A 25,523-nucleotide genomic window follows, 5' to 3' on the forward strand; every position below is an offset into this window, starting at 1 on the left:
CGCATTTCACGCATTTCACGCATTTCACGCATTTCACGCATTTCACGCATTTCACGCATTTCACCCGTTGGCTTTTTTGCCCCTTTCACCAAAGCAGACCGCTGCCCAAATCCCGCTATCCGACTAATGAAATTCTTTTTCTTTGTTGCAGTAATTTTCATCAATATTTCAGAGGATTGCCGCATTTTTCTCGCAAAAAAACGCTGGTGTTTTTTTGTTCATATCCTATGATCGCATCAAGGCTGGCTTAGGCTAAAGGGAGAAAAAAATGGAGCAAAAGATGAAGCTACTGGAAGGAAAGGTCGAGAAGCTGCTGATTGACGTTGCCGTTATCAAAGCGAACTACGCCACGAAAGTCGATATAGAAAGCGTCAGAAAAGAGCTACATTCCTCGCTCAACACGCAAACCATCTGGCTAATCGCCGCGCTGTTTGTGGTGCTGGGCGTTGGGCTGGGCGTGGCCAGGCTGATTTTTTAAACGAATGCCCCTGTTTTCCTGACCATCTCAACAGGGATAAAAAAGGGCTGTTCAAAAAGGACAGCCCCCCGATCGGTCTGGTAAGGCAGATTAACTGCCGTTAGTGATGCGCGATCACCGAGACGATTGCGCCGGTCGCGATGGCAATCAGCACATAGTTACCATCAATGTTCTGCCAGCGATGGCCCGCCGGTGGCGCTTTCAGGCCGCGTTTATGCCAGTCATTTACCTGATAGCCTTCGCCGCGATATTTTTCCGGCAGCGGGCGGCCCTTGCGGAATTCCGGATGCGCTGCCTGACGGCGCTCTGCCGGATGCGCGTTGTGCCGGCGGTCGCGGTGCTGTTCTGGTTGTGAATTGCCGTGCGATGGATTGCCGTGCTGCTGCTCATGCTTAACCGGCGGCTGGCCGTCCTGCCGTGGCCCCTCGGCAAACGCGCTCAGGCTGGTGGCGAATAAAAGCGCGGAGAGGGCAATAGCGCCTGACTTTTTCATTTTCATTTCCTTGCAGGTCTGATTTTTTCTGGTCGATGGCGTTAATCTGGGGGGCAGGCGGGCGCTTAACAATATCATTATTCTTAAGAAGCAGAGGTTTAACGGTTAATTTACGCTTTGCTGGCAGAAAGCTGACAGGCTTCGCCGCTTCTGTCGGGCGCGGCGGGAAAGCCTGTTGTCGCAAAAGGTAAGGCAAAGTTCGCCGCTTCTGTCAGGCACGAGCGGCAAAGCCCGTTTTCGCAAAAGGTGAGGCAAAGTTCGCCGCGCTTGTCGGGCGCGGCGGTAAAGCGGGATTACGGCAAATATCAGGCGATATGGAACGCCTGCTCCAGCATAAAGCGCAGCTGCGCCTCGCTGTACTCGATCAACGCGTTCTTGCTGTTGGCGCGTGTCAGGATCCAGTCGGCCTCGGCCTGCGTGAGCGGCGGCGGATCCTGCCAGAAAGGCGTGATGGCTTTATCCTGTAGCCATGAGGCCAGCATACGCGCGGGCGGCAGCGTAAAACCGGGGAAAAGCGCGACGGCCAGCTCGTCCATCAGCTTTTGCTGTTGCGCATTTTCACTGTCGTTCAGCAGCTGTAAGAACGGCAGCAGCAGACGCCCGCACACTTCGCCGTGGTGATAGTCTTTAATCGCGCCCAGCTCGCCTGCAATACCGTGGATTACGCCCAGCCCGGCCATGCTCAGGCTCAGCCCGCCCTGCCAGGAAGCAATCATCATCTGTTCGCGGGCCAAATCGCCCTGTTCGCCAGGATCGTTCAGATAAGGCCACGCGCTGAGAAAAGCGCGCAGGCCGCTAAGGGCAGCGTGACGGCTGAACAGATTGCCTTTGGCAGACAGATAAGCTTCAAAAAGATGGGTGAAAGCGTCGATAGCGCAGCAGGCCAGCACGTGGTCTGGCGCGCCGCGCAGCAGATCGGGATCGAGGATCGCAACGTGCGGCACAAAATGGGCGTGACGCAGCGAAGCCTTCACTTTGATGTCGGCTTTATCTGTTACCACCGCGTTTTGCGTCGCCTCGCTGCCGGTTCCGGCCGTGGTTGGTACCGCAATCACGGGCAGCGTGTTGCCGCTTATCGGCGTATCGCCCACCTTTTCCAGATAGCGCAGAGTATTTAACGGATGCTGACTTACGGCGGCAAAGGCTTTAGCGGCGTCCAGCACGCTGCCGCCGCCAATTGCCACCACGCGCGCGGCCCGATCGCGCCAGCGTGCCACCCAGCCGTCGATTTCTTCAGGCGATGCTTCGTGGCGCACCACTTCAATCCCGATCAGCAGCGGCTCCAGCTCGGCTTTTATTTTTTGCCAGGCTTCGCTCTGTAAAAACGAGTTGGCGCAAAACAGCAGCGTCGGCTGCGGATCTTCGCTTAGCAATGGCACCAGCTTGTTCAGGCTGCCACGGCCGAAAAAGGTTTGTCGGTTTGCTATCTGACTGACGATCATTTCTGTCCCTCGGCACTTAAAATAAAAACAGCTTTGCGCACTCAGATGGCGCGCGCAGGGCAGCTGAAGGTAATCATCCTGTCCTGCTGCGCGTTGATCACGCTAAAGCGGGTATCGGAAAGCCGCTGCGCCAGCCAGCCCTCTCTGGTCACGGCAGAAGGAATATATTGCTGCGGGTTGCTGGAGTAAAGCTCGCCGCTTTCCAGCTTCAGCTTGTCCATAGTGACGTGAAAAGAGGTAAAGCGGTCGATAATTTTACCTTCGGTATTGCCCAGAACCTGGCCGCTCAGCGTTTCGACTTTACCTTCGCAAACCATACCGCTATTGCCGGAGGAACAGGCAGACAGCAGCAGCGGGGCCGCAATCAGTAAAGCCGTCGTGGGGAAAAGGTCGGAGAGTTTTAGTGGATCCAGCCAGCGCATGATATTCCCTTAACAACGGATAATGGCCTAAGTATAGCCTTCGCTCTGGATCCGCCCTGTAAAAGCGTAAAACCGCACAAAAAGCGGGGTCAAGCCGCGCCGCGCGGGGATGTAACGAACCTATTATCATTTTGTGGCTTATTGCTGAATCAGTTCAGCCAAATCTTTAACAACGGTTGCAAACAGGTTATTGAATGCTACAATCCGGACGTTTTTGATACTTTCATCTTATTCTCAGCCTGCGCACAGGCGTTTGCACGGGCGGAAAGCGCAATTACCCTTATTTTGCAGGGGATTAGCAGGCAAGTTTCAAAACAGCTTGTATACTTTTTCTGCGCTGGCGATTTTATCGACAGCAGAGAAGCTTTATCGGGCGTCAGGCTGCACGCATTCTGGCAACGAATTGATCAACCGAACCAATCCTGTGAATAAAAAATCTGCTCTTTTATTGACGCCGCTGGTCCTGCTTCAGCCTGCGACCAGCCATGCACAGTCTGCCGCCGCGCAGAAGGATGCCGCCTCCACGCCGGAGAGCTCGCTGATGGTCATCAAACAGCGCAGCGGGCTTTCTGAACTGGATACGCCAGCCGCCGTCAGCGTGGTCAGCGGTCAGCAGCTGCGCAACAGCGCGCCACAGGTGAATCTGTCAGAAACGCTGGGCAGCGTGCCCGGCCTGCAAATTCAGAATCGACAGAACTACGCACAGGATCTCCAGCTCTCCGTTCGCGGCTTTGGCAGCCGTTCCATGTACGGCGTGCGCGGCGTGCGCGTCTATGTTGACGGCATCCCGTCCACCATGCCGGACGGGCAGGGCCAGACGTCTAATATAGATATCAATTCGGTTGATAAGGTTGAAGTGCTGCGCGGCCCTTACTCCGCCCTTTACGGCAACGCTTCCGGCGGCGTGGTAAATATCGACAGCGAAACCGGCAGCCAGCCGACCACCTTAACCGCAGGCACTTATTACGGCAGCTACGGCAGCTGGCGCAACAGCGTTAAAGCGAGCGGCGCCACCGGCGACGGTACGCATGCGGGCGACGTAAACTATATGATTTCCGGGTCGCGTTTCACCACGCACGGTTTCCGCGACCAGAGCGGCACGCAAAAAAGCCTGGGCAACGGCAAATTCGGCGTGCGTATCGACGATGTCAGCACGCTGACGCTGATGTTTAACAGCGTTTCGGTGGATGCCAACGATCCGGGCGGCCTGACCCGCGACGAGTGGAAAGCGAACCCTCGCCAGTCGCCGCGCGGTGAGGCTTACAATACTCGCAAGAGTCTTGACCAGACCCAGCTGGGCCTGCGCTATCAGCGCGAAATGAGCGATAACGATCGGCTTACGCTGACGGCCTGGCACGGCGAGCGTCACACCACGCAGTATCAGTCGATCCCCGTCGCCGTACAGAAAAACCCGGCTTATCCGGGCGGCGTAATCGTGCTGGAGCGTAAATATTCCGGCGTGGATACGCGCTGGCAGCACGACGATCGGCTCGGTTCCGTGCCGTTCAGCCTGATCGGCGGCCTGGACTATGAAACCCTGACCGAACGTCGTCAGGGATTTGAAAATTACCGTATCGATAACGGCAGCACGCTGTTGGGCGAGAAGGGCAGCCAGCGCCGCAACGAAAAGAACGTGATGTGGAATCTCGATCCTTATCTGCAAACCAGCTGGAACCTGACCTCAAAATGGACGCTGGATGCCGGGCTGCGCTACAGCACCGTCAGCTTTGATTCCACCGACTATTATATGACCGCCGGCAACGGTGACGATAGCGGCAGCAAGCGCTATCACAAGCTGTTGCCGATGGGCTCGGTGAATTATGCGCTGACAGACGCCTCCAATCTTTACTTCTCTGCCGGTCGCGGTTTTGAAACGCCGACGATTAACGAGCTTTCCTACCGCTCCATCAGCGGCAGCCAGACCGGGCTGAACCTGGGCCTGAAGCCGTCAACCAGCGACACCTTCGAGCTGGGCAGCAAAACCCGTATCGGCTACGGTTTATTTACCGCCGCGCTGTTCCAGACCAATACCGATAACGAGCTGGTGGTGGCGCAAAGCAGCAACGGCCGCTCCGTGTATAAAAATGCGGGTAAAACCCGGCGTCGCGGCCTGGAGCTGGCGCTCGATCAACAGTTCGCCGAAAACTGGCAGCTGAAAATGGCATGGACGCTGCTGGACGCTACCTACCGCAACGAAACCTGCGATAGCGCCGGCAGCTGTACGCCTTCCGGCAATCGCCTGCCGGGTGTGGCGAAGAATATGGGCTACGCTTCTTTAGGCTGGCTGCCGGAAGAGGGCTGGCACGCGGGCGCGGAAGTCCGCTATATGGGCAGCATTCAGGCCGACGATGAAAATGACGCTAAGGCGCCATCCTATACCGTTGCCAGCCTGAATAGCGGCTATCGTTTTAACTGGGATAAGTGGTCGCTCGATACCTTTGCCCGCGTCGATAACCTGTTTGACAAAGAGTACGTCGGATCGGTCATCGTTAACGAAGGCAACGGACGCTACTACGAACCGGCGCCGGGACGGAATTACGGCGTCGGCGCAACGCTCACTTATACCTTTATGTAAACTCTAATCCAGAACAGCCAGCCGTCGGGCGTAAGCCTGGCGGCAGGTTCAAAGCACCGGGATGGATAAGCTGTATGTAACCGGGTGTTTTTTTACGATTTGGCTGCTGCCTAATCGAAGACGTTAAATTTTGGTAAGGTCCATACTATGCAAAGTAAAGCACCGTTATCACGGACTCTCGTGATCCTTACGGCTGTATTTGCCGCACTCAGCGGGTTATACCTGCTGATTGGCGGTATCTGGCTGGCCAAACTCGGCGGCTCGTTCTACTACATCATCGCGGGTGTGGTTGAACTGGTTGTCGCCTGGCTGCTGTTCCGTCGCCGTTCTTCAGCGCTGATGCTGTATGCGGTATTCCTGCTGGCAACGCTTATCTGGTCGTTGTGGGAAGTAGGCTCAGACTTCTGGGCGCTGACGCCGCGTCTGGACGTGACCTTCTTCCTCGGCCTGTGGCTGGTGCTGCCTTTCGTTTACCGTGGATTGTCTCAGGGCAAAGCGGCACGCGGCGCGCTGAGCGCGGTGCTGGCGGTTACGGTTATCGCCCTGGCTTACGCGGTGTTCAACGATCCGCAGGAAATCAACGGCTCGCTCAGCACGGAACAGGCCGCGAACGCTGAAAAATCGGCTGACGGCATCGCTGCCGGCGACTGGCCTGCTTACGGTCGTACCCAGGCCGGTACTCGCTATTCGCCGCTGACGCAGATCAACGATAAAAACGTTGGCCAGCTGAAAGAAGCGTGGACCTTCCGTACCGGCGATATGAAGCGCCCAACCGATCCGGGCGAAATGACTGACGAAGTCACCCCGATTAAAATCGGTGATTCCCTGTACCTGTGTACGCCTCACCAGATCCTGTTTGCGCTGGATGCGGCTACCGGTAAAGAGAAGTGGAAATTCGATCCGCAGCTGAAAACCGATCCTTCCTTCCAGCACGTAACCTGCCGTGGCGTTTCCTATCATGAAACCCCGGCGGCGGCCGATGTGCCGGCTGGCGGCAAGCCTGCGCTGTGCGCACGTCGCATTATCCTGCCGGTGAACGATGGTCACCTGTACGCACTGGATGCGGAAACCGGCGCGCTGTGCCCGGAATTCGGTGAAAACGGCAAGCTGAACCTGCAGCAGAACATGCCTAACGCGCGTGCTGGTGCTTACGAACCGACTTCTCCGCCAATCGTTACCGATACCACTATCGTTGTGGCCGGTGCGGTAACCGATAACTACTCCACCAAAGAGCCTTCTGGCGTGGTGCGTGGTTTCGATGTCAACACGGGTAAACTGCTGTGGGCATTCGATCCGGGCGCGAAAGATCCGAACGTGGTGCCGGAAGGCGAGCAGCACTATGTGGCTAACTCACCTAACTCGTGGGCGCCTGCTGCTTACGATGCCAAACTGGATCTGGTTTACCTGCCAATTGGCGTAGCTACGCCGGATATCTGGGGCGGTAACCGCACGCCAGAAATGGAGCGTTACGCGACGGGTATGCTGGCGCTGAATGCGACCACCGGTAAAGTGGCCTGGTTCTACCAGACCGTTCACCACGATCTGTGGGATATGGATGTGCCGGCCCAGCCGACGCTGGCGGACATTACCGTTAAAGACGGCAGCACCGTTCCGGTTATCTATGTACCAACCAAAACCGGCGATATCTTCGTTCTGGATCGTCGTAGCGGTAAAGAAGTCGTTCCTGCGCCAGAAACGCCAGTGCCTCAGGGCCCGGCAAAAGGCGACCGTCTGTCTCCTACTCAGCACTTCTCTGAGCTGACCTACCGTCCAAAAGACAAGCTGTCCGGCGCGGACATGTGGGGCGCGACGATTTACGATCAGCTGATCTGCCGCGTGATGTTCCACAGCCTGCGTTATGAAGGCCCGTTCACGCCACCGTCAGAGCAGGGCACCCTGGTATTCCCGGGTAACCTGGGCATGTTCGAGTGGGGCGGTATTTCAGTTAATACCGATCGTCAGATTGCCATTACCAACCCAATGGCGCTGCCGTTCGTTTCCCGTCTGATCCCACGTGGTCCAAATAACCCAATGTGGCCGGATGAGAACGACAAAGGCGGCAGCGGCAGCGAGACTGGCGTTCAGCCGCAGTACGGCGTGCCGTACGGCGTGACCCTGAACCCGTTCCTGTCTCCGCTGGGCTTCCCTTGTAAGCAGCCAGCATGGGGCTACATCTCTGCGGTTGACCTGAAAACCAACGATATCGTGTGGAAAAAACGCATCGGTACCGTTCGTGACAGCTCGCCGGTGCCGCTGCCGTTCAAAATGGGTATGCCTATGCTGGGCGGCCCAATCTCTACGGCGGGTAACGTGATGTTTATCGGCGCAACGGCAGATAACTATCTGCGTGCGTTCAACGTCACCAACGGCGAAAAACTGTGGGAAGCGCGTCTGCCAGCTGGCGGCCAGGCAACCCCAATGACCTATGAAGTGAACGGCAAGCAGTACGTGCTGATCGCGGCAGGTGGTCACGGCTCCTTCGGCACCAAGCTGGGCGACTATATCGTTGCCTATGCGCTGCCGGACGATGCGAAAAAATAAATCCGAAGCCGCTGGCTTCTGACGAATAACAAGGGTGGCCTTCGGGCTGCCCTTTTTTTATAGGTTGGCGACAGGGCGCAGAGCCTGCCCAACAGGAGCGCCGCCGAAAGAGAAGCAATGCAGAATGATTATCGGTATAGTCAGCCTCGCTTATTTTTAAAGGAGAGATGCAATGATCCGCCGCTGGCTGTTACTGGCTTCCCTGGCTGTGTCTGCGGGCGCCGCCGCGACTACCTATCCGCTACAGATTACCGATATGGATAATCAAAAAATCACCCTGGCCAAAGAACCGCAGCATGTCATCCTGCAGGACGGTCGTGACATCATGGCGCTGGCCTTGCTTGATCGGGAGAACCCTTTTCATCGCGTCGTAGCCTGGAATAATTTGCCGAAAAAGCAGGATCCGCAGACCTGGGCACTGCTCAGTAAAACCTGGCCGGAAGCAGCTAAGATCATTGATATGGGCTTTAATGACCAGGGACAGGTGAATCTGGAAAGCGTGGTGGCACAGCAGCCGGATCTGATGATCGCTCAGCTGCGCGCCAAAGCGGCATTAAAGCAAACTGGCGTGTTGGATACGCTGCAGCGCCTGCATATCCCGGTCATGTTTATCGATTATGAACTGCACCCGGCGCAGAACACTGCCAACAGCATCACGCTGCTGGGCAAGGTGCTGAACCAGGAGCCGCGCGCGAAGGCTTATACGGATTTTTATAACCAGCGTTTTGATGCCATGCAGCAAACCATTGGGCAGATCGCTAAAAAACCTACGGTCTTTATTGAACCGATAGCGGGCAACTCGGACAGCTGCTGCTTTACGCACGGCCATAACGGCTGGGGCGGTCTGGTAGAAGCCGTTGGCGGTAAAAACATCGGCTCGGCGCTGCTGCCCGGGGCTTCAGGCTTCGTCGCGCTGGAGAAAATTATCGCCATGAAACCGGACGTTTATATTATGACAGGCTCGAAACGGCCGAATAAAAACGTGCTGCCGTTTGGCTATAACGTGTTGCCGCAGGAGGTAAAAACGACCTTTACCACGCTGGTCAACCGCAGCGGACTTCAACAGATTACGCCGGTGCAGCAGGGCAGGGTGTACGGGATTTACCATCATTTCTACAATCACCCGTATAACATTATCGGGATGGAAATTCTGGCGCGCGATCTTTATCCACAGGCGTTCAGCAAGCTGGATCCCACCGCCGATTTCCACCAGATTATTACCCGCTTTACTAAATTGCCTGATGCGCCCGTCACCCTCAGCTATGCGCAGCAGTAAACGACGGCGTTTGTGTGGATTGATAACGTAAGGGAAGAGGCATTGCGGGGAAAAAAAGCGGGCCGTAAAGCCCGCCTGAACACCATCAGAAGTTGATGGTCGCGGTAATGCCGCCAACAAAGGCGTCTTTCACTTCACTGACTGCACCCGGCGATGCAACGTATTGCAGGTTAGGACGCAGGTTCATCCAGTTAGTGACGTGCGCGTTGTAATAAATCTCGTAGTTATATTCCGAACCGCTCTGGATCGGCAGATAAGTTGGATTATCGTAATCGTTCACGCCGTTTTCACGGTTGGTCTGGCGCAGCATTTTGCTGTAGTCGTCATTGACGTGAATACGCGCCGCGCCGATACCGATTTCATCTTCCGTACGGGAGTCAAACGGCCCGGTCCAGACCAGCGCCAGCGACTGGTAATTGTCGGTTTTCGAGGTCTTGTGATCGTTCATTACGCCCTGGGCCACAATGCTCAGGCCGCGCTTGTTATCGCCGCCCATCGCGAACAGCTGCTGTTGCAGCAGCAGGTAGCCGCCGTAAGAGTGGTTATCCTCGCCGTACTGGCCGTTGCTGTAAGAGCTGTAGTTGTCGCCTCTCACCGAAGAGTAGTAGAAGCCTGCACGGTAGTTGCCGGCCAGCTTATCCGCGCCAAGCTTCGGCTGCCAGGCCAGTTCAACCGGCACCAGATTGCCCAGCGTCGGGCTGGCGTCCAGGCGGAAACCGTTGCCGGTGTCGTAGTTGGACGGGGTTTGATTATAGAAGCCGACCTGCAGGAAGACTTCTGGCGTAAAGTTGAACTTCACGCGGCCGCCCCACTGGGAAACCGGCCAGTTATACCAGCGATCGCCACGCCAGTTGCCCGCCTGACCGCCGCCGAACGCCAGGTTCTGGAACTTGCTTGGCCAGCTGTCGAAGTCTTCACCCACGGTTACGCGACCCGCTTTCACTTCCACCGTGTGGTCAAAGAAGCCTTTGTTGATCCAGAACTGCGTCAGACGCCAGGTTTGTCCACGTCCCCAGACTTCCTGCACCGATGACAGGCCGCCGGAGCGCGGATCGTTGATATAATCCGTCAGGTTCTGGCCGTTACGGCTGGTGATGGTTGCCTGAAATTGGGTATCGGTCCAGTTCAGCAGTTTTTCCAGGTCCAGCGTGGTGCCGAAGCCCCACTGATCGGTATAGCGTGCCGACGTGGACTGGTTATAGCCGCCGGAGAAATTGCTGGCGGATTCCATGGTGTAGTTCACCTGAAACTGCACGCCGTCCTGCTCAAGCTGGCTACGGTTGCCGCCCCAGTCGCCAAAGGCGTAAGGCGAGTCGATGCTGAGCGGCGCGTAGTCCGCCAGCGCCTGGCCGGAGGCCAGCAGTAATCCAACACCACAGAACGCCACTGTTCTTTTCAAGGTGGATTCGCTTTTCATATTGGGAAACCCTGTTTTAGTGATAGCGCTGCGCTTCCACAAGCGGAAACGCGGTCGCGGCCATCATGCTTTTATCAGCATTATCTCCGGCACAATGCGTACTGTAAGGAGGAAACGGCTGGCTAAAGGCGGGAGCGATGGCCTGTGCGGCAGAATGAAAGCACTAATTCGGAATTTTATTGTTATAAATAGTGCTGAATAAGTCCGGGTTTTGCCAAAAAAGCGGCATGGATCACGGTTTGCAGGGCCTGTGCGGGCGAGGGCGGGGGGGAAAAACGGACAAAACGACGAATGACGGGCAAAAAAAAGGGCCGGATAACCGGCCCTGATGCAGTAACGTTACGCGACTAGCGGCGACCGAAAATCTTCGCGGCAAGGAAGCCCACGCCCGCGGCAATCGCCAGCGAAACGAAAGGGGAATCCTGCGTTTTGGTCTTCACGCAGTCCAGCGCATCGTCAACGGCATAAGAAGCTTTGGCTGCGCCCTGACGAACCTTGCCTTTGAACTCATGCTCCGGAGACTCGGCGGCCTTACCAAACTGCTCCTGGCCTTTGCCCAGCGCTTCTTCGGCTTTATCGTTAGCTTTATCTAGTAGACTCATAGTGCCTCCTTCTTGATGACATGATTTCCTCATGAGAAATTAAAGCATAGACCATCAGTGAAGGCTTGCCGCTGCGGTTGTGTGTAAATTTATGAATGATGTAAAGAAAAAGCGGTAAAAGGCTCGGATAGTTCCTGGCCTCACGCGCTTTAAGTACGCCAGGCATAAAAAAAGCCCACGCGGGCGTGGGCTTTCAAACAACCGGCAATCAGAGTATCAGTGAGACTTCATGCCAGCTGCGGTCATCATAAAGCGAAACAGTGTCGCGACAACGCCAAGCGCCAGCACGCTGCCTGCATAAATGACGGCCAGCCACAGGATGCGTTTCCACACCGGGAGCTTAGGCGCCTGCTGAGTTTCAACCATACTATCCTCCGATAAGCCGTAATTAATGGTAATGCTCGTCCGGTTTGATCTTCCCGCGGAACACGTAGTAGCTCCAGAAGGTGTAGAACAGAATAACCGGGATAATCAGCAGCCCGCCAACCAGCATAAAGCCCTGGCTCTGCGGTGGCGACGCCGCCATCCAGATGGTGATGTGTGGCGGAATAATGTTTGGCCACACGCTGATGCCCAGACCGGTAAAGCCCAGGAAAACCAGCGCCAGCGTCAGCAGGAACGGCGAGTAGTGCGCATGACGCTTTAGCGCGCGCAACAGCGCGATGGAAGCCAGCAGCACCAGCACCGGTACCGGCAGGAACCAGAACAGGTTAGGCAGCGTAAACCAGCGATGCATAATGTCGGCGTGCTCCAGCGGTGTCCAGACGCTGACGATAGCGATAATCGCCAGCAGCACCAGCAGCAGGGGCTTAGTGATCGCGGTCATTTTGCGATGCAGCTCGTTCTCGGTTTTCATAATCAGCCAGGTGCTGCCCAGCAGCGCGTACGCCACGACCAGACCCAGACCACAGAACAGCGAGAACGGCGTCAGCCACAGCAGCTCAGGGCCGCTGTAGGCACGGTTAGTTACTTCAAAACCGTTGATAAAGGTGCCCAGCACCACGCCCTGGCTGAAGGTCGCCAGGAACGAGCCCACGATAAAGGACTTGTCCCAGAACGGACGGTGCACTTCGGTTGCCTTAAAGCGGAACTCAAACGCCACGCCGCGGAAGATCAGACCAATCAGCATCAGGGTCAGCGGCACGGAAAGCGCGTCCAGGATCACCGCATAGGCCAGCGGGAAGGCGCCATACAGCGCCGCGCCACCCAGTACCAGCCAGGTTTCGTTGCCGTCCCACACTGGCGCGACGGTATTGACCATCATGTCGCGCTCGGCGGCATCTTTATTGAACGGAAACAGAATACCGATACCGAGATCGAATCCGTCCATCACGATGTACATCAGCGTCGAGAAGACGATGATGGTGAACCAGATAATAGAAGTATCAATGCCCACGTTATTTATCCTTTTCCGGCGCGTTTAACTTTTCTTTCACGGCAGACAGAGGACGCGCCTGAGTATGACGTGTGCCAGGGCCGCCTTCAGGTTCATCGTGGCCTTCGCCCTGTTTCGGTCCTTTTTTGATCAGGTTAAACAGGTAGATATAGCCCACGCCGAACACCGACATATAGACCAGGATAAAGGCGAGCAGGCTGATGCTCATATGCATCTCGCCGTGCGCCGATACCGCGTCTTTGGTACGCAGCAGGCCATAAACCACCCACGGCTGACGACCAATCTCGGTGGTGAACCAGCCCGCCAGCAGCGCGATCAGACCGGAAGGGCCCATCAGCAGCGCGAACCACAGGAAAGGACGCGAGGTGTACAGGCGTTTGCGATAACGCAGCCACAGGCTGACCACGCCCAGGGTAATCATCAGCATGCCCAGGCCGGCCATTACGCGGAATGACCAGAACACGATCAGCGAGTCAGGACGATCCTCTTTCGGGAAGGTCTTCAGCGCCGGCACCTGCTTGTCCAGGCTGTGCGTCAGGATCAGGCTGCCCAGGTAAGGAATTTCCAGCGCGTATTTGGTTTTTTCCTGCTCCATATCCGGGATACCGAACAGGATCAGCGGAGTAGGTTCGCCCGGCGGGTTTTCCCAGTGGCCTTCAATCGCCGCGATTTTCGCCGGCTGATGCTCAAGCGTATTCAAACCGTGGGCATCGCCCAGCACCGCCTGGATTGGCGATACGATCAGCGCCATCCACAATGCCATAGAGAGCATTTTGCGAATTGCCGGCGTGTCGTTTTTGCGCAGCAAATGCCAGGCAGCGGAAGAGCCAACAAAGAAGGCGCTCGCCAGGAAAGCCGCGGTGGACATATGCAGCAGGCGGAACGGGAAGGACGGGTTAAAGACAATCTTAAACCAGTCTACCGGCACCACCAGCCCATCCTGAATGGCATAGCCCTGCGGCGTCTGCATCCAGCTGTTAGAGGCGAGGATCCAGAAAGTAGAGATGATGGTGCCCAGCGCTACCATGCAGGTCGCGAAGAAGTGCAGGCCCGGCCCCACGCGGTTCCAGCCAAACAGCATCACGCCCAGGAAGCCGGCTTCCAGGAAGAATGCGGTAAGCACTTCGTAGGTCAGCAGCGGACCGGTGATGCTGCCCGCAAACTGCGAGAAGCCGCTCCAGTTGGTGCCGAACTGATACGCCATCACCAGGCCGGACACCACGCCCATACCAAAGTTGACGGCGAAGATTTTCGACCAGAAGTGGTACAGGTCACGATAATCTTCGTTTTTCGTTTTCAGCCACAGACCTTCCAGCACCGCCAGGAAGCTGGCGAGCCCGATGGTGATAGCCGGGAAGATAATATGGAAGGAAACGGTAAACGCGAACTGTATCCTCGCCAGGTGGAACGCATCTAATCCAAACATTGCTGACCTCGATCTAACATAAACTGCCTTTCTTTTTTATTTACCGCACGTTAACAATAGAGCTGCAGTGCAGTCCCTGTTTATGCGGTTATTTCAACGAAGTTTGATCCTGAGACCAAATCGGGAGAAGGAGTAGCAACAGTAATAGGAATCTCAGATATAACAGCATGGATCTTTGCGATGAATTGTTTCACCGCTGCGTTAAATTATTGACTCCTATTGTTAAACTATAATTACCTCTTGCTACATTTGTGTAAAAATAATGTGCTTTTCAGCGCGTGAAAACGTTTTCATTGCGTTTTGACGCCTGTGGACGGGTGAGCCAATAAAAAAAGAAACTTATCTTTTTTTTATAATAGCGCGTAGCACAGAAACTTAACAGAATATCAATCCTGCGAATAAGCGCACAAATTGGAAATTAAACTGCCGATTAACGCCCCTACAGAAGCTAATGTTATCTTTATGTTGCCATTAGGATTTCTGAGGTTTAAAAATTGCGTGAATGAATGTTACCACCGGGCTGATAGTTCCCGAAAGCAATCATCGTTACGCAAAGCAATGTAAATGTTAAACCAGAAAAACGCATTTCGATGCATACAGAATTATTTTGTTACATTATCTTTGGCTTTAAGTCAAATTTGCTTGTTGCAGGTCAAGTCGGCGGACTAAAAAGTATGTGTATGGATTTGCCACAGGGACAGGAGGATGACGGCCATAGTGTTAACATTATTACCGATGTATCTGGCTTCCTTAGCGTCGGCCCAGACAATCTGGCCATGATGAGCGTGGCGATACGGCAGGGCAGGCGCCCTCGCTGGCTTTAGCTGCTGGTGTTGTGAGTGGCTTTCTGTGCCGGGCAGTATTCGGCAGCTATACGCCGCTTTTCCAAACCGCTATAGCCGCCCAAACTTACCTGGGTGCGGCGTCTGATTGAGGCAGCTTTTGCGCTCTTTTTGGCGCTGCCGGTATTGGCTTGTTGATTAAAAGGCAGACCGCTGTTTAAAACAGGGTTGGCCTTGCGGTCAGGCTGGGTTCTTCTCACAGTTGTTATCATTACGTAAAAAACGGTAGTAACAAAAGTTTGATCTTCATCTCAAATTGTAAATTCCTCTGCGGCAGCCCATTTTAGTTGCGCCATGTTACCGTTAACATGCCAGCAGCAGGTCACTACCTGTCTGTTGTTCCCTACTTATGCCTGCCGCATCTGGCAGAAAAACAGAAGCGGCCCACAGGCTGCCGGAGAAACATCATGCCAATACTCTTTGTCGTCATCGGCGTAGCGCTGCTGCTGTTGCTGATGGTTCGTTTCAAGCTGAACGGTTTTATCGCCCTGATCCTCGTGGCGCTGGCGGTGGGCGTTATGCAGGGAATGCCCGTCAATAAAGTTATTACCTCAATAAAAGCCGGCGTTGGCGGTACGCTGGGCAGTCTGGCGCTGATTATGGGATTTGGCGCAATGCTGGGGAAGCTGCTGGCGGACTGCGGCGGCGCGCAGCGCATCGCCACTACGCTTATCAATAAGTTTGGCAAGGATCACATTCAGTGGGCGGTGGTGCTGACTGGCTTTACCGTCGGCTTCGCGCTGTTTTACGAAGTTGGCTTTGTGCTGCTGCTGCCGCTGGTATTGTCGATCGCGGCGGCGGCCCGCGTGCCGTTGCTGTTTGTTGGCGTGCCGATGGCGGCCTCGCTTTCGGTGACGCACGGGTTTCTGCCGCCGCACCCAGGCCCCACGGCTATAGCAACGCTGTTTCATGCCGATATGGGCAAAACGCTGCTGTACGGCACGCTGCTGGGGATCCCGACGGTAATCCTGGCCGGGCCGGTATTTGCACGCTTTTTAAAAGGCATTGATAAGCCGGTGCCGCAGGGGTTGTATAACCCGAAGAGCTTTAGCGAAGCGGAGATGCCGACGTTTGCAGTCAGCGTCTGGACGGCGCTGGTGCCGGTAGTGCTGATGGCGGTGCGCGCGGTGGCGGAGATGGTGCTGCCAAAAGGGCATGTATTGCTGCCGTACGCGGAGTTTTTCGGCGATCCGATTATGGCCACCCTGATTGCGGTGCTGATTGCCATCTTTACGTTTGGGCTGAATCGTGGCCGCACCATGGAGCAAATTACGGACACGCTGGGCGATTCCATTAAAATCATCGCCATGATGCTGCTGATTATCGGCGGCGGCGGTGCCTTTAAGCAGGTTCTGGTCGACAGCGGCGTGGATAAATATATCGCCAGCCTGATGAAGGGCAGTTCGGTATCGCCTATTTTGATGGCATGGTCTATTGCCGCCGCGCTGCGTCTGGCGCTGGGGTCGGCCACGGTTGCGGCGATCACCGCAGGCGGGATTGTGGCGCCGATTATTGTCACCACGGGCGTCAGCCCGGAGCTGATGGTGATTGCGGTGGGATCCGGCAGCGTGATTTTCTCGCACGTTAACGACCCGGGTTTCTGGCTGTTTAAAGAGTACTTTAACCTGAGTATCGGGGAGACGCTGCGCTCCTGGTCAGTGCTGGAAACGATTATTGCGGTATGTGGGCTGGCAGGCTGCCTGCTTTTACAGATGGCGCTTTAAGCATTTTTAATTTAGCTGCGGAGTAGAAGTCGCGGCAAGCCTGATGTAAGGCAGAAAGGGCAGATCAGAACACGGACACGCCGTGAATCCTTCCCTGGAGGCTCGGTTGGCGCATCCATGCGCCAAACGGTCCGCTTATCCGCTCAGCCCTTTCTGCCCTCTGACTGTGGCATTGCGGTAAGAGAGTGGCGGCAAGCCTGATGTAAGGCAGAAAGGGCAGATCGGAACACGGACATGCCGTGAATCCTTCCCTGGAGGCTCGGTTGGCGCGTCCATGCGCCAAACGGCCCGCTTATCTGCTCAGCCCTTTCTGCCCTCTGACTATGGCATTGCGGTAAGAGAGTGGCGGCCAGCCTGAAGCAGAGCGATAAAGGTTGTGATGCTGTACGTAGGGTTGCGGTAGGCCTGGCGTAAGCGCAACGGCTGCGCCGGTTTGCCCTATGCCGGTTTAAAACCAGTAAAACCCTTTCGCCATCAGCGCCGCCAGCCCCAGCACCGAGGTAATAAGCGCAGCAAACATCAGCCGAAAGTCGGATTTCATTTCCAGACGCAGATTGATGTTTAATTTGTCGATATCGTAACGCATCTCCCGCAGGTCCGTTCTGATATCGCTGATATGGTTTTTGATGTTATCCACGTCAGATTCAAGTTTTGCGATTTTGACTTGCATGCCTTCTCCTTTTACGTTGCTTCCTGCTGAAACGACCGGCCCGCGAGCTGGGATAATTCGCGTTTACCATGCTGCCTCACCTTATCGCTTTGCTTCTCCTGAGTGCTGCCGCGCTGATGTTTCAGGCCAGTGCCGTTTTGCTGCGGTGCGGATCAACTTTATGCCTCTCATTTTTTCCGTCAATAACGAACAGGCGCTTTTTGGCCGCAGAAGGGTATCGCTTTTTAGTTTTGGATAACGGCGCATAAAATAATGAAAATGCATGAAACAAGGCTGGCGTGATTTGCGAGCCGCATCAGCTCGTCTGGCTATCAGAAAGCATCGGCCGACGTGGCAAAAAAACAAAAGTTATTGTTACCGCCAATTTAACTTAAGCGTAGTTATTCTGCCGAATCGCTCCCTTTCATTATTCTGCTACTTTAATTGTGGATTAACCGTCTACGCTTACCTTTTCTTTTTTAACGACTATTTTCCTGGCGCGGCGAACTTCATCCTTTTTCTTGTCGCGGGTTATTTCATGGGTTGCCAGATAACAAGGCTGGTACGTATAATCTTTTGAATTGTCGCGACTTTTTAACTTAAGCCAAATTTTTTGGCGTGGCTGCCGTCGGCCGCTGGCGCAGCTTTTTATATTCAGCCTTGCGGCTTCTTTTTATTATCTGACCGAATGGGCGGGCGCTCGCCTTTGGGGATTATTGCAGTATGGAAGAACAAACAGACATCGCTTTCCAGGTGCCCGATCTGCCGCTGGACGGCATTCCGTCGTCGATTCTGCGGCTGGGTAAAAGGCTGGCGGATACCAAATATCAGGTCGATTTGCTGGGTAAAAACGGCTGGGCGGAGCTGACCTCGAATCTGCATGGCCTGGAAGCAGGCGGTGAATGGGATGGGGCGGATGACGCGCTGACCTTTTTCAGCAAGATTTTTCCTTTTGCCATTCTGCCTGCGGAAACGGAGCCGATGGGCGTATTTAACGTGCCGACCGAACGCGTAATTGGCCGCAGCTGGCGCTGGTGGCCTGAACATCTGAACGGCAGCAGCGAAGCAAGGTTTCTTGAGCATCTTAATGGCCCGTTCGCGGCGGATGGTACCTCCTGGTATTTTTTACCTGCGCTGGGCGTGCTGCTGGCTGCGCAGGGACAGGGTCGGGTCAACTACTGTCGCTACCATCATATTCCTTCGATACGCGCGCGCGTCAGTCATCTGCATTATCCGCCGGCGGATCGCTTTCGGCTTTATCACGTTATGCGGGGTGAAACGCGCCAGAGCTGGGTGGTTTACAACAACCGCTATCTGCAACCCGTGCAGCTGCCGCGCATTACCTTGCCCGCGCTGACCGCCTACGGCGTGCACAGCGCCAGCTGGCCGCTGACTTTCCCGCCCGTCGCGCGCGTCTTTGACGAGCTGCATCATCCGCAGCAGCTGGGCGATTTTATTGCGCCGGGTATCGATCTGGAAGCGGTAAAAGGCAGGATCCGGGCAGAGAAAGAGGCCGAGAAGCGCGCGGTAAAACCGGTGAAAATGGCGCTCAGCGATATGGATATTACCAATATCTGGCCGGTCAGCCTGACGCTTTCCTTCTTCTTTATCCTGGCATTGGTCGTGGCCGGATTAACCTCCGGCGCGGGCTGGCCGGGCGGCATCAGCCTGCTGGTTTGCGGCATGGCGGGCAGCCTGCTGCTGTTTATCGCCACGCCGATTTTCCTGGTCAGCAAGCGCCACCACCGCGCCTGGCAGCCGGAGAAACCACAGGCGGCAGAGACGCCGCCCGTGGAAGAAACGGAGATCAAAACGCCTGAAGCTACTGCACCAGGCGGTGGCTGATCGCGTATCTGACGATATCGGCGTTGCTGCTGAACTGCATTTTCTCCATCATGCGCGACTTATAGGTGCTGACGGTTTTATTACTGATTGCCAGGGCTTCGGCAATGGCGTTGATGGTTTCGCCGTGCGCCAGCATCAGCAGGATCTGGCGTTCGCGGGTCGTCAGCGTTTCGTGCAGCGCGCGGTTGCCGTTCTGGTATTCGGCAAAGACGATTTCCTGCGCCAGATCATGGTCGATATAGCGCGATCCGCGCGCCACGCTGCGGATCGCCGCCAGCAGCGCATCCGGATTTTTGTCCTTGGTGATGTAGCCTCCCGCGCCGCAGTTCAGCACGCGACGGGCGATCTGCGGTTCGTTAAACATGCTCAGCACAAGAATAGGCAGATCTTCATACTGCGAGCGAATACGGTTAATTAAATCTTCGCCGCTGATGCCGGGCATAGAGATATCCAGCAGCAGCAGATCGAGGCCGCCAAGACGCAGCCTTTCCAGTACCTGACCGCCGTCGCCAGCCTCGCCCACGACGGTGATATGGTCGTCGAGCGCAAATATCTGTTTCAGCCCTTCACGCATCAGGGCGTGATCGTCGGCGATCACTAATCTTATGACATCATTCATCCTGCATCCCTGGTTGCTGACGGAAAATAGGCCTGGTTTTTTAAAGGAAGGGTCAGTTCCAGCTGCGTGCCTTCGCCGGGACGGCTGGTGATGGTCACCTGACCATTCAGCATATCCACACGCTCTTTAATCCCTAAAAGCCCGAAGGCGTCGTGACGCACGGAGTGCATCTGGAAACCGCGGCCGTTATCGCGTACCTGGATCACCAGCGCGTCGCGGGTGGTCTGGACGATAATAGATACCTTACTGGCGCGGGCGTGACGGGAAATATTGGTAAGCGACTCCTGCACGATGCGGAACACCGTGGTCACCACCTGGTCGGAGAGCGCTACCGGCTTGCCTTCCGGAACGATCAGCATACAGCTACAGCCGCCGTTTTTGACAAACTCGTCGCGCAGCCACTCCAGCGCGGGCATCAGCCCCATGTTCAGCATATTGGGGCGCAGCCGCGTGGAGACGTCGCGCACCACCTGGATGGTGCTGTCGATCAGCGTCATCAGGTAATCCACCTGGCTGGAAACGCGAGCGGGATTTTTGCTTTGCATGCCGATAACCGACAGCCCGGCGCGCAGGCTGGTTAAATGCTGGCCCAGCTCGTCATGGATCTCCCGCGCGATATGCTTGCGCTCCTGCTCGGTGCGCTCCTGCTGATTACTGGCAAGAAGGCGCAGCTGATGATGCGCGGCGCGCACTTCGTTTTCCACTTCCCGCAGGCGCGTGATATCGCGGCCCACGGCCAGGATTGTCACCACTTCGCCTTTCAAATCGTATTCCGGTACGCAGCGCACGTGCAGCACCATCGCGCGTTCGCCAAAGCGCGCCTCCAGTTCCGATTCGCTCTTTTCGCCGCTTGCCAGCGTATTGGAAACCAGGCGAAACAGCTGCATACCAGGCTCATCAAACGGAATGCTGTCGGTAAGCCGCCAGCCGCGCGCTTTCTCTTCGCTACAGCCGATTAAATCAAGCACGCGCGGATTAGCATAAAGGCAGCGCAGATCGGTATCGAAGCGGGCTATCAGATCCGGCGAGTTTTCCACCAGCGAGCGAAACTGCTGCTCCTGCTGCAAATAGCGCTCCGTGCGCTGCTTCAGCTCGCGCACGTCGCGCACCACGCACAGCACCAGCATTTCGCCCTCGTGCTCCCAGGCGCTGGAGTTAACCTCGACCGGGATGATTTCGCCGTTATGCATACGGTGCTGCGAGGTAAAGCGGATCCCTTCCGGCCGCAGGCTCAGTTTCCACCACAGCGCGGCGACGTCGGGATCCTGCAGTTCGCCTTCAATATCGGAATAGCTTAATCGAATAAGCGCCTGGTAATTATAACCGAGCATTTCGCAGGCTTTATTATTGATATAAGCCAGTTGGGCATCCTGACGCACCAAATAGATGGCGTCGTTAACGCGGTCAAGCGCGAAGTCGGGCAGAATGGCGCGGCCATTATAAGGCTCTTTACTGACGTTAAGGCTAAATATCTCAGACGAAAGCATTTCTCTCTCTGTTTAATGAAAAAGGGATAATAAGCATAAATTATTACAGCTTATCGTGCAGCTCAGAAAATTTTTTAACTGACTCAGTACAGCAAATATTCTGTCAGGAGGCCATTAACCTGACTCTGAAAATGGTGACGGATCGCAAATAATTAATTATTACGCGCATCAGCCTGCAAAAATCCTGTTCCTCAGCTTATCGTGCTTTTCAGCGATTCACGCACGCGCGACAGGCGCGATTTTACCGTGCCTAAAGGGATATTCAGCGAGGTTGCCACGTCCTGGTAGCTCCCGTTGCGCTCCACCAGGATCGTCAGCATCCGCCGCGTCTCTTCCGGCAGGCGATCGATCGACGCGGCCATTACGCTGAGTAGCTGATCGTTAGCGATAATATCGCTGGGATCGCATTCCTGAATCAGTTCCAGCACGTTGTCTTCGTTGATGCTGTCAAAGAGGAAACGGTTCTGATGCGTTTTGTAGTAGTTGCGGATGAGATTGGCGGCGATGCCAAAAAGCCAGGTTTCCGGCCGCGACGCGCCTAAAAATTTATGGCTGTTGCGCAGCACTTCCACACAGGTCATTTGCGCAATGTCCTCCACGTCTTCCCGATTTGAAACACGCTTGCGAATAAAATTATGCAGCTTGCGATTTTGCTGGCAAAGAATTTCCTGCCATAAAACGGCGACCGGGGCTTCAGGGGTAAAAGACATTTCAATTGGCGTGGCAGTTAACATTTTTTTGCTCCTGGCATTATTCAGATACGTTGTTATTGCAAAGGGTGTGCCAGGCCAAAAAAAAGATGAAATAGCAGTCATAGCGCGGTTGTTGTGAATTAACTAAGAATCATCTGAGACAAATAGCGACAAAAAAGCAAAAAGAGTTGTGCAAGTTTTTACACTAATAACGGAGGTTGAAAGTTTCAGCTGGTCGTCTTTTTTTTACTTTTATTTATTGGGGAACCGGCTTCGTTTTTTTACCACTTAATCCCATCGCGAAATCAACCTTTGGGGCCGGGATGATAAAAGTCCAATCTTCTCTTCAGTATCAACAGGCGCTGGCCAAAACGGTGTTAAAGCAGGATATACCGCGTCCGGCAGCAACGGGCACGGGCACAGGCCCGGAGGTTCGGGCAAGACCGGTAAACACCCCTCTGGCGGCCGCCTCGCTGACCGATTCGCTGGAAGAGATCGGCATGATGTTCAGCGAAAAGGTAGAGAAAAAAACCAAGGGCCTGAACCGTCGGCAGATCAATACCCAGCATCTGCGCAGCAATCGCGGCGCGGTAGAGCGCATCGAGCGGCTTGGCGAACTCTACCAGATGCTGGACGACGAACAGCAGGAGAAGCTGGAGGCGCGGCTTGGTGCCCTGAAAGGGGTGCTGGGGCGGGAGCCGGATGCGGAGCAGCTGGTGGCCTCTGTGGACAACGATCCGGCGCGCTGCGATCTGCTGCTGCGGATGACGCTGCGCGAAGCCGATCGCAGCGGCGATATTGCGACCGCCAACGCCGCTGGCGAGGCGCTGAACAAACTCGACGAGCAGTACGGCGAAAGCGTAAGGGCCGGGCTGAATACGGCCTCGGCCATCGCCAGCTTTACCACCGATCCCACGGAAAAGCAGGCAATACGTCATCTCTACTATCACGGCATCGTTAAGCATCAGTCGGCGGCGGTAATGCTGGACAGCCTGCTGGAGCGTTTTGGCCGTGAGCAGTTTGTACCAGGACTGCGTACTTTACAGCGCGCGCTGGCGGAGGATATTGCCTCGCTGACGCCTTCGCTCTCTTCGCGCTCGCTGCACAAAATCCATGTTGCCCTGAGCGAGGCGGGGCAGCTGACGCAGATGATCGCTAACAGCGACAAACTGCTTAACCGGCTACGCAGCGGCGGGAAAATTCCGCTCTCTGCGCTCGACGGCCTGGCGATGACCCGACGTCTGCTGGGCATCGCGGAGATGGGGCTACAGCCGCGCGATATCACCGCCATCGTGAAAGAGTTTGAGGTCGAACAGCCGCAGGCGCGGATGCGCTTTCTGAACGGGCTGCTGCCGCTGGTCAACGATATGCCGCCGAAGCTGTGGCGGGACCAGAAAAATCAGCCGGAAGCAGCGACGCTACTGCGCGCCACCATCACCAAACTTATCAATGACCAGAACCGCGCGGGAAGTCAGGGAGCGGTATGAACAGCCTGTTTTTGATCCTCAACCGCATCGCGCTGGCGGCCATGCAGCGCTCCGAGATCATCGGCGCGATGTTTGCGCTGGCGATCGTGTTTATGCTGATTATTCCGCTGCCGCTGGGGCTGATCGATGCGCTGATTGCCGTCAATATCTGTCTCTCTTCGCTGCTGGTGGTGCTGGCGATGTATCTGCCCAAGCCGCTGGCGTTTTCCAGCTTTCCGGCGGTGCTGCTGCTGACCACCATGTTCCGGCTGGCGCTGTCGATTTCCACCACGCGACAGATCCTGGTACAGCAGGACGCGGGCCATATCGTGGCCGCTTTCGGCACCTTCGTGGTCGGCGGCAACCTTGCGGTGGGGATGGTGATGTTCCTGATCCTGACCGTGGTGAACTTCCTGGTGATCACTAAAGGGTCGGAAAGGGTGGCGGAGGTGGCCGCACGCTTTACGCTGGACGCGATGCCGGGCAAGCAGATGTCGATCGACAGCGATTTGCGCGCGGGCATCATCGATGTGAATACCGCCAAACGCAAACGTGTCGATCTGGCGAAAGAGAGCCAGCTGTTCGGCGCAATGGATGGCGCAATGAAGTTTGTAAAAGGCGATGCGATCGCCGGGTTAGTTATCCTCTTTATTAACCTGATCGGCGGTTTCAGCATTGGCGTAATGCAGCTGGGAATGCCGGCAGGCGATGCGATGCACACCTATTCGGTGCTGACTATCGGCGACGGCCTGATTGCGCAGATCCCGGCGCTGCTGATCTCGCTGACGGCCGGGATGATTATCACCCGCGTTTCGTCCGACGGCGACAGCAGCATGGATAACAATATCGGTCGGGAAATTGCGGAGCAGCTCACCAGCCAGCCTAAAGCCTGGATTTTTTCCTCCATCGGCATGTTCGGCTTTGCGCTGCTGCCGGGGATGCCGACCGGCGTCTTTGTGGTGCTGGCGCTGCTGACGCTGGCCTCGGGCAGTTTTCAGGTGTGGCGCACAAAAAGAGAGCTGGTAGCCAGCCAGCCGCAGATGGAAAACGAGGTGATCCCGCCCGAGCTGAACGGCACGGAAGATTTACGCCAGTTCAACCCCACGCGGCCCTATCTGCTGCAATTTCCGGCCAACGCGCGCGGCACGGCGGAAACGCTGGAGCTGGTGCAGGCTATCCGTCGCCTGCGCAACAGCATCGTTTATAACTACGGCTTTACGCTGCCCGCTTTTGATATCGAGTTTCAGGAGCAGCAGCCCGCCGATGAGTTTCGCTATTCGGTCTACGAGATCCCGCGCGTTATCGGCACCTTTGGCGTAACGACGCCTGCCGTCAGCCGCCACGAACATGAAGCGTTGGCGGCGCAGGAGGGCGTGCAGCCCGGCACGGAAGCCAGAAGAGAAACGACGCTGCTGTGGCTGCCCGCCGATCACGCGGTGCTCCAGGACGAAAACGTGCCGCGCTGGGGTTTTCACGAACTGCTGATGAAAAGGATGGAAAACGCCATCCACGCCAGCGCGCCCAACTTTATCGGTCTGCAGGAGACGCGCGCGCTGATGGGCTGGCTGGAGAGCGAACAGCCCGAGCTGGCGCAGGAGCTCCAGCGGGTGATGCCGATTGCGCGTTTCTCTAACGTGCTGCAAAACCTGGTGGCGGAACGCATCCCGCTGCGCTCGGTGCGCGCCATTGCCGAAGCGCTGATCGAACACGGTCAGCACGAGCGGGATATCAGTCTGCTGACCGATCTGGTGCGTATCTCGCTGAAAGAACACATCTGTTATCAGTACGCGCAGGATGATGGCCTGCACGTCTGGCTACTGACGCCGGAGATGGAAGAGCAGCTGCGCGACGCGCTGCGCCAGACGCAGAACGAGGTCTTTTTTGCGCTGACCCAGGAACAAACGATGGCCATCCTGACCCAGTTGCGCAGCGCCTTTATGCCGGAACAGTCGGCGTTGGCGGTGCTGCTGGTGGCGCAGGATCTGCGCAGTCCGCTGCGCGGTTTGATTCAGGATGAGTTCCATCAGGTGCCGGTGCTGTCGTTTGCCGAGCTGCAAACCAACCTGGCGATTAACGTTGTCGGTCGTCTTGAACTGGAGGAGGGCATCGACGCTTTCGATGCCTGAGGAGT

21 protein-coding genes are annotated in these 25,523 nt (G+C 55.8%); 8 read left to right on the forward strand and 13 right to left on the reverse strand.

From position 1 onward, the window contains the following. Positions 1-280: 280 nt before the first annotated feature. Positions 281-478 carry a hemolysin XhlA gene (locus QCD69_RS14705; protein WP_253454973.1) on the forward strand — a complete coding sequence of 66 codons (198 nt, stop codon included), beginning with the start codon at positions 281-283 and terminating at the stop codon, positions 476-478. 100 nt (positions 479-578) lie between these two features. Here the strand turns inward: QCD69_RS14705 and QCD69_RS14710 are convergent, their stop codons facing one another. The 3 genes from QCD69_RS14710 to QCD69_RS14720 form a co-directional block, all read right to left on the reverse strand. Then, on the reverse strand, positions 579-971 hold the full coding sequence (locus QCD69_RS14710) for an RcnB family protein (RefSeq protein ID WP_301252554.1): 393 nt from the start codon (positions 969-971) through the stop codon (positions 579-581). A gap of 305 nt (positions 972-1,276) precedes the next feature. Next, complete coding sequence (locus QCD69_RS14715; protein ID WP_301252555.1) at positions 1,277-2,413, reverse strand: iron-containing alcohol dehydrogenase; 1,137 nt, start codon at positions 2,411-2,413, stop codon at positions 1,277-1,279. Positions 2,414-2,454: 41 nt separating this feature from the next. Beyond that, entirely contained in the window at positions 2,455-2,835 is a 381-nt protein-coding gene (locus tag QCD69_RS14720) for a hypothetical protein (protein WP_253454970.1), read from the reverse strand. A gap of 463 nt (positions 2,836-3,298) precedes the next feature. On the opposite strand from QCD69_RS14720, the gene pqqU reads away from it, so the two are divergent. The 3 genes from pqqU (at position 3,299) to QCD69_RS14735 (ending at position 9,227) form a co-directional block, all read left to right on the forward strand. Further along, positions 3,299-5,410 (forward strand): TonB-dependent receptor PqqU, encoded by a 2,112-nt coding sequence (gene pqqU, locus QCD69_RS14725; protein ID WP_441004985.1) that lies wholly within the window; start codon positions 3,299-3,301, stop codon positions 5,408-5,410. 147 nt (positions 5,411-5,557) lie between these two features. Next, on the forward strand, positions 5,558-7,951 hold the full coding sequence (locus QCD69_RS14730) for a glucose/quinate/shikimate family membrane-bound PQQ-dependent dehydrogenase (protein ID WP_253454969.1): 2,394 nt from the start codon (positions 5,558-5,560) through the stop codon (positions 7,949-7,951). 172 nt (positions 7,952-8,123) lie between these two features. After that, on the forward strand, positions 8,124-9,227 hold the full coding sequence (locus QCD69_RS14735; RefSeq protein ID WP_301252557.1) for an ABC transporter substrate-binding protein: 1,104 nt from the start codon (positions 8,124-8,126) through the stop codon (positions 9,225-9,227). A gap of 85 nt (positions 9,228-9,312) precedes the next feature. Here the strand turns inward: QCD69_RS14735 and QCD69_RS14740 are convergent, their stop codons facing one another. From QCD69_RS14740 to QCD69_RS14765, 6 genes are all read right to left on the reverse strand, one after another. Next, the gene (locus tag QCD69_RS14740) at positions 9,313-10,644 is read right to left on the reverse strand and encodes a carbohydrate porin (RefSeq protein WP_301252559.1); all 1,332 of its coding nucleotides are present in this window, start codon (positions 10,642-10,644) and stop codon (positions 9,313-9,315) included. 347 nt (positions 10,645-10,991) lie between these two features. Then, entirely contained in the window at positions 10,992-11,246 is a 255-nt protein-coding gene (locus tag QCD69_RS14745; protein ID WP_125288512.1) for a CsbD family protein, read from the reverse strand. Between the two features lie 216 nt (positions 11,247-11,462). Then, a complete protein-coding gene (locus QCD69_RS14750; RefSeq protein WP_125288513.1) occupies positions 11,463-11,612 on the reverse strand; it encodes a DUF2474 domain-containing protein in 150 nt (49 codons plus the stop codon). Positions 11,613-11,634: 22 nt separating this feature from the next. Further along, positions 11,635-12,642, reverse strand: a complete 1,008-nt coding sequence (gene cydB, locus QCD69_RS14755; RefSeq protein WP_125288514.1) for a cytochrome d ubiquinol oxidase subunit II — start codon at positions 12,640-12,642, stop codon at positions 11,635-11,637. A 1-nt stretch (position 12,643) separates the two neighbouring features. After that, complete coding sequence (locus QCD69_RS14760; protein ID WP_125288515.1) at positions 12,644-14,068, reverse strand: cytochrome ubiquinol oxidase subunit I; 1,425 nt, start codon at positions 14,066-14,068, stop codon at positions 12,644-12,646. An 820-nt stretch (positions 14,069-14,888) separates the two neighbouring features. After that, positions 14,889-15,110: a hypothetical protein gene (locus QCD69_RS14765; protein ID WP_301252560.1), complete on the reverse strand. Its 222-nt coding sequence runs from the start codon at positions 15,108-15,110 to the stop codon at positions 14,889-14,891. A gap of 207 nt (positions 15,111-15,317) precedes the next feature. Here QCD69_RS14765 and gntT point away from each other — a divergent pair, with 207 nt between their 5' ends. Further along, a complete protein-coding gene (gene gntT, locus QCD69_RS14770; RefSeq protein WP_301252562.1) occupies positions 15,318-16,634 on the forward strand; it encodes a gluconate transporter in 1,317 nt (438 codons plus the stop codon). 448 nt (positions 16,635-17,082) lie between these two features. Here gntT and QCD69_RS14775 read toward each other — a convergent pair whose 3' ends face one another. Next, on the reverse strand, positions 17,083-17,304 hold the full coding sequence (locus QCD69_RS14775) for a hypothetical protein (RefSeq protein ID WP_253454964.1): 222 nt from the start codon (positions 17,302-17,304) through the stop codon (positions 17,083-17,085). Positions 17,305-18,006: 702 nt separating this feature from the next. On the opposite strand from QCD69_RS14775, the gene QCD69_RS14780 reads away from it, so the two are divergent. Continuing rightward, positions 18,007-19,128 carry a hypothetical protein gene (locus QCD69_RS14780; protein WP_301252564.1) on the forward strand — a complete coding sequence of 374 codons (1,122 nt, stop codon included), beginning with the start codon at positions 18,007-18,009 and terminating at the stop codon, positions 19,126-19,128. Here QCD69_RS14780 and QCD69_RS14785 read toward each other — a convergent pair. The 3 genes from QCD69_RS14785 to QCD69_RS14795 form a co-directional block, all read right to left on the reverse strand. Beyond that, positions 19,106-19,747, reverse strand: a complete 642-nt coding sequence (locus tag QCD69_RS14785; RefSeq protein WP_253454961.1) for a response regulator — start codon at positions 19,745-19,747, stop codon at positions 19,106-19,108. The genes QCD69_RS14780 and QCD69_RS14785 overlap by 23 nt on opposite strands. Continuing rightward, positions 19,744-21,234 (reverse strand): PAS domain-containing sensor histidine kinase, encoded by a 1,491-nt coding sequence (locus tag QCD69_RS14790; RefSeq protein WP_253454960.1) that lies wholly within the window; start codon positions 21,232-21,234, stop codon positions 19,744-19,746. Before QCD69_RS14790 ends, QCD69_RS14785 begins: the two co-directional genes overlap by 4 nt. Positions 21,235-21,425: 191 nt before the next feature. Further along, positions 21,426-21,968 (reverse strand): RNA polymerase sigma factor, encoded by a 543-nt coding sequence (locus QCD69_RS14795; RefSeq protein WP_253454959.1) that lies wholly within the window; start codon positions 21,966-21,968, stop codon positions 21,426-21,428. A gap of 281 nt (positions 21,969-22,249) precedes the next feature. Between QCD69_RS14795 and sctW the strand changes: the two genes are divergently transcribed. Beyond that, positions 22,250-23,413, forward strand: coding sequence for a type III secretion system gatekeeper subunit SctW (gene sctW / locus QCD69_RS14800; protein ID WP_301252566.1), 1,164 nt, complete (start codon positions 22,250-22,252; stop codon positions 23,411-23,413). Further along, positions 23,410-25,518, forward strand: coding sequence for a type III secretion system export apparatus subunit SctV (sctV, locus tag QCD69_RS14805; protein ID WP_301252567.1), 2,109 nt, complete (start codon positions 23,410-23,412; stop codon positions 25,516-25,518). The genes sctW and sctV overlap by 4 nt, the downstream gene beginning before the upstream one ends. Positions 25,519-25,523: the final 5 nt, after the last annotated feature.

It is taken from the genome of Erwinia sp. PsM31, assembly GCF_030433775.1.
In the GTDB taxonomy this organism is placed as follows: domain Bacteria; phylum Pseudomonadota; class Gammaproteobacteria; order Enterobacterales; family Enterobacteriaceae; genus Erwinia; species Erwinia aeris.